At 58.2% G+C, this 4501-nt stretch carries 3 protein-coding genes and 1 pseudogene; 1 reads left to right on the forward strand and 3 read right to left on the reverse strand.

The window, feature by feature from the left end; all coding sequences use genetic code 11:
- Positions 1-329, reverse strand: a pseudogene (locus ABLA85_RS18090) (IS982 family transposase); the annotation flags it as partial.
- 427 nt (positions 330-756) lie between these two features.
- Positions 757-1779, reverse strand: coding sequence for a site-specific tyrosine recombinase XerC (xerC, locus tag ABLA85_RS18095; RefSeq protein WP_367965721.1), 1023 nt, complete (start codon positions 1777-1779; stop codon positions 757-759).
- Positions 1780-1800: 21 nt separating this feature from the next.
- Here xerC and ABLA85_RS18100 point away from each other — a divergent pair, with 21 nt between their 5' ends.
- Positions 1801-1986, forward strand: coding sequence for a hypothetical protein (locus ABLA85_RS18100; protein WP_367965722.1), 186 nt, complete (start codon positions 1801-1803; stop codon positions 1984-1986).
- A 33-nt stretch (positions 1987-2019) separates the two neighbouring features.
- Here ABLA85_RS18100 and ABLA85_RS18105 read toward each other — a convergent pair whose 3' ends face one another.
- Complete coding sequence (locus ABLA85_RS18105) at positions 2020-4497, reverse strand: toprim domain-containing protein (protein WP_367965723.1); 2478 nt, start codon at positions 4495-4497, stop codon at positions 2020-2022.
- Positions 4498-4501: the final 4 nt, after the last annotated feature.

The following is a 4501-nucleotide window of genomic DNA, read 5'->3' on the forward strand; positions in this document are numbered from 1 at the left end:
ATGCCTGTGGGTTTTCCTTTTAATTGAGTCAGATAACTGCATAGCGGGACCAAAACAGAAGGGGCGACACTGACGAAACGGGTATAACTGAGCAAGGTGGGGAAATCATGGTGGTGATATTTCCAGAGGAATTCCAGATAGAAGGCTTTAAAGTTACGGTAATGTGACATATGAAAGAGGATCAAAATGGTCATAATTTCACTGGGATACATATGACCTTGCCGGCGGCGCAGCCGATATCCGTTATTGAGACAAAATTGCTCCCACTGTGGGATAAAAAAACGGCAAAAATCATCGACATTACAGAAAATTTCAACTAAGTTGTCCATAGCCTGTTCCTCCCCGGGACTGTTTCGGCATGCACCAAAACTTTGCTCCTGGAACAGGCTTCACGTCAATTTCTTATCCAGAATTCGGGTTAAATAAGAACACCGGTTTTTGCCGAAGACTGGCTCAGGTGCTGACAGCATAAGGCGCAGCCTTGTGCGCCACACCCGGCGATGCTGATCAGCGGGGGTGCAGACATAATGTAAATTATACGCTGCGAACCGCTTTACGATGCCGCTGGCTGGCGGCGGCGCGGCCCGGTGAGTGGCGTATAATTCCCCCACATTATGTTGAGTGGGCTTTGGGCGGCCTGCACAGACGGATTGGGGACGCCGTGGCCGCCGCCGCCCATTGCCCATTTACCCCCGCCGACGCCGATGCCTCCGGGCAGTCCGGCCACGGTCTGCCCCTGCCCCGCACCCTGCGAACTCAACGGGGATTATCGGGCTGTCTGCGACGTCCAGGCTTGATGCCTTGCGCCGGATTGTCTGCCTGTGCCTGTGCATCACGCTCTGCCGGGTGCGTCTGCTGGTGCACCGCTTTCAAGTGTCCGATAGCGACCCGCGTGTAAATTTGGGTGGTCTCCAGCTTTTTATGCCCCAGCATGGCCTGGATATGCCGGGTATCGGCGCCGTTCTCCAGCATCTGGGTCGCCATCGAGTGCCGGAACACGTGGCACGCGCCCGGTTTGTCGAGCTTCGCTTCTTCACGGATAACATGGCCTGCCATTTGGGTCAGCGTATTGCGTGAGAGAGGATTGCCCCGGATAGTGATAAACAGGTAGCCGCTGTCATAGCGATAGGCCAGTTTTGGGCGGACATTCGCCAGATAGCGTTCCAGCCACGCCAGCGCCCGCTCGCCTATCGGGACAACCCGGTCATGGCCTTGTTTTCCCTGCCGAACCACGACCGCACCACGATGGCGGTCGATATCGCCCAGCCGCAGGTTAATCAGCTCGATCCGCCGGATGCCCGTACTCCAGAGCACTTCCAGCACCGCCCGGTTACGTAAGCCCAGCGGTGTCTGGATATCGATGCTGTTCAGCACGTGCTCCGTCTCAGTGTCACTGAACACCTGCGCAGGCAGTCGCTGCTCCTCTTTTGGCAGTATCAGCATGTCGGCCGGGTTATACAGGATATGATGACGTTGCAATAACCAGCGGAACCAGCCCCGCAGGCCACGCAGCCGCTGCAACTGCGTGTTATTGCTGTAATGCTGCCCATCTGCCTTGCGGTAGCTGCGCAGGTGCCGCTGCCAGCCTTCCAGCACAGGCAGGCTGACCTGGGGCGCATGACGGATGCCCCGCATTTCGCACCAGTCCACGAACGGCGTGAGCCATTCCCGGTAGGTTTCCGGTGTCCGGCTGCTGCGTCCGCTGGCAGTCTGGATTTCAAGGTAGGCCTCAAGCTGCTGGCGCATCGTGGCAAGGGTGAAGGTCGGTTCGGTGTCCATCTCGGCGTTTCCTCTGGGGTGATGGTGAACAAGAGGCTCCGGCGCTACGGTGTGATCAGGTTTACTCATGATGCCGGAACAGTGACTTTTGTATTTGTCCAACTTGCGAGTCGTGAAGCCTTATCTGTACTGGCTTTATGGCGGATTAAGCGCCCCCAACTTACTACCAACTTGAACCCAACTTGGAGGCAACTTGCGCTACCCTGAGTCCAACTTGCTAACATCATAGATTCAGGCGGTTTATTCGTCCGGCAGGTCAATCAGGCCACACAGATGATTGCCCTCCGCACTGTCGCCGTCCCACAACAGTTCGTACTGCAACAGATGCCCCCGGCTGCCGCCATGGATCAGCAGGTACTCCATGTCACTCAGCCGCTGGCAATGTACCTTGAGCTGGTTATCGCTCCATTGGGTAAAGTCGCGGATATCCCGCCGGGTAAAACGCACCTCACGCAAGGTTTGTTGCCCGTGTTTGGCTATGCCCTGCGCCATCTGATGGATCAGCAGTAACAGCTTGCGGGTCTGCGGCGGCATTTCGTCCAGCGTCCGGCCTAAGATTTCGTGGGCAAGCCGGTTCGCCAGCCGGATATCGCCTTTCGTCACTTCGATATAGTCCAGCTTCCTGCCGCGATGCTCCGCCGTCTTGATTTCCCGCTGATATTGATGCAGCAAGGCGATGCTCTGAATAAGCGTCAGGTATTTCATATGGTCGCGGCGGGTGCGGGTTTTATCGCTCATGAAGGTGAGCTGGCTGGCATAGGGATTGACGACATTTAACGGTTTCAGCAGCCGCTGGGCGTTCTGGTGAAGCTCAGTCAGGTACGCCCGTTCGTTCTCAGCCAGTAAGCCCTCCAGTGTCTGTTTCTGGCGCTGCAACGCATGGATGGCTTCGGTCTGTTCGCGGGATTCGTTGACCGTCAGAACCAGACAGCGATTTAATAATTCTTCATCCACATCAATGGCGGTCGTGGTGAGCATCAGCATCACCGGGCCTTTGACGGTGTAGCTTTTGGTGACCAGGTTGCCCGTGGCTTCATCCTTGCCCGTGCTCGCCATGGTCAGCTCACCATCCGATTGCAACAACTTCAACGCATAGGCGGCCTGCCGCACCCCTTCTTCTTCCGCGATGGCTAATATTTTGTGCTGGAGATTGGTTTCACCCAGATAAAACAGGCTCTGGCCGGTCATGGCGCTGTACTGGATGCGTTCTTCTTCGGGGATCAGATTTAAAACAGCATCCATCAGCGAACTTTTGCCCGCCGCGCTGCTGCTCTGTATCAGGACGGCTAAGGGTTTGGGGAGTTTTCGGCTCACCGCCGCCAAAAAGCCGGCCAGTAAGTTTGTGGATTCGCCCACCACTCCACAGGTGGCAAGGTCTTGTGTGATGCGCGTTGTCAGGTTCGGATCTTGCAGCAAAGCCAGTGCGGTATCCCGTGCCTCTGCATCCAGCTCAGGCTGTGCCGCTGCCGGGTTCTCTGCCTGCTGCTGCCACTGTTCAACCGCCAGTAACACCTGACCCAACATTCGCCGGATATCCCCTTCCGCCAGTCCCAGCTCGGCTGCCGCCATGCGGGCATACCCCTGACGGCTGCGGGCGCCCATCAGATCAACGCCATCGAGGAACATCACGCCGCTTTGCGTATCAACCACTTGCGCATTGAGTTTCAGGGCAACCGCCCCCGCTTTCAGGCCAGCCAGCCCCCGGATGCACCAGCGCAGGCTGTCCAGCGACACCTTAAGCTCACCGTCTGCCCCGGCTTCCCAGACCAGACCGGGCGTGGGGTTTTGTGCCGCAACGGCAGCGGCTAAAGCCGAAGTACCCGCTGCTGACGGTTCAGCATCTGCCCGTGCGACAACCGCCGTGACCATCGGTATCGCGCTCTCAAGCAACAGGCCGAAAGCCGCTTCCGGCTCGGCCATCTGGCACAGATACTCATTGGCATCGGTTTCTGGCGGGAACACCACGCGCAACGGCGTGATCCCTTTGCCAGCCAGCACTGCCGCCAGTTTCACCGCCGCTTCATTGCCTGCGCTGTCATTGTCGAAGGCGATCAGCACCTGCTTAGTGCCGTAACGTTCAAACGCCTGCCAGTGATCGGCGGTGACGCCATTCACGCCATAAGCGGCCGTCACATTGCGATACCCGGCGACCCAGAACGACATGGCATCGATCAGCGCTTCACACAGGATCAGGCTTTTTGACGCCCTCAGCGCCACTTCATTCCAGACGCCGCCATGTTCCCCCGGCAGGTACAGATGTAGCGGCGTACCCGGCCGCACCCGGTCGCAGATTTTGCGGCCATACAGCTCCTGTACCTGCCCCTCAGGGCTGATCACCGGGACAACCAGCGAGCCGCGCAGGTGCTCGCGTCCGTTTTCCCGTAACACCCCGACCGCCCGCAAGCGGGCGCGGATTTCGGCACCCGCTTTCAGTTGCTTGGCGGGCAACCGATACCCCAGCGTGCGGTTGGCAAAGCCCAGCTTAAAATGGGCGACCAGCTCAGGATGGTTGAGCTTGCGGGCGCTCAGGAACGCCTGCATTTCCGGGGCGTTGAGCAAAGTATGGTGATAAAACTCAACCACCCGGTGCAACAGCGCCTGCCGCCCGGCTTCATTCTCTGCCAGTATCGGTGATTCGGGCGACTCCACCAGGGGCGTGGCGGCCAGATTATCCCCCAACGTGCCCCGTAACCGCTCGACAGCATGACGCAGGCTCAACCCT

The organism is Xenorhabdus sp. SGI246, from assembly GCF_040838225.1.
Classification (GTDB): Bacteria; Pseudomonadota; Gammaproteobacteria; order Enterobacterales; family Enterobacteriaceae; genus Xenorhabdus; species Xenorhabdus indica.